This is a genomic window from Rhodobacter capsulatus (genome assembly GCF_005144475.1).
Classification (GTDB): Bacteria; Pseudomonadota; Alphaproteobacteria; order Rhodobacterales; family Rhodobacteraceae; genus Rhodobacter; species Rhodobacter capsulatus_C.
On the sequence record NZ_SWJZ01000118.1, the window covers coordinates 1 to 581 of the forward strand.

Below are 581 nucleotides of genomic sequence, written 5' to 3' on the forward strand. Positions count from 1 at the left end.
AGCGCACCGGCGAGGGCATCTTCGCCTCGATTCGGCTGCGGACGTGGTATCCGGTCCATCGTTTCCGAGACCTTCTCTGCCGTAGGTCCGGGTGGCACGCAGGGTTTCGTTGCGGAGCGAGACATCGTCCGCCATTGGTCCGAGGACAATGTCGAGCGCGGCCGGGCGGTCTTCCTTCCACGGTCGGCAGTTCTTGCGGATCGGAAGGATCGCAGTCGCCAGCCGGTCGATGAGGACGGTGTGGCTGCGGCGGGTATCATAGGCCCCGTCGGCGGTCACCGTGCCGATCTTTTCACGCTCGGGGATCTGGCCGGGCAACTCCGGCAGCACGGGGCTGTCGCCGTCGCGGCCGGGGGTGAATTCCACCGTCCGGATGTCGGACGTTGGCCCCTGTCCATGGCCAGATGCACCTTGCGCCATGGGCGTCTGCCCTGACCGCCATGTTTGCGGGCTTGCCACTCATGCGATGTTCTGCATGGTAATCCTCCCCATTTCAACGGGGGACAGACGTATACTTCAGGCAGCCATCTTCAGTTTCTGGGCGGGTGTAATGCCACCGATGCCCATGTTGGGGCGCTCGT

At 64.4% G+C, this 581-nt stretch carries 1 pseudogene; it reads right to left on the reverse strand.

From position 1 onward, the window contains the following. Positions 1–461, reverse strand: a pseudogene (locus FBT96_RS19120) (transposase); the annotation flags it as partial. Positions 462–581: the final 120 nt, after the last annotated feature.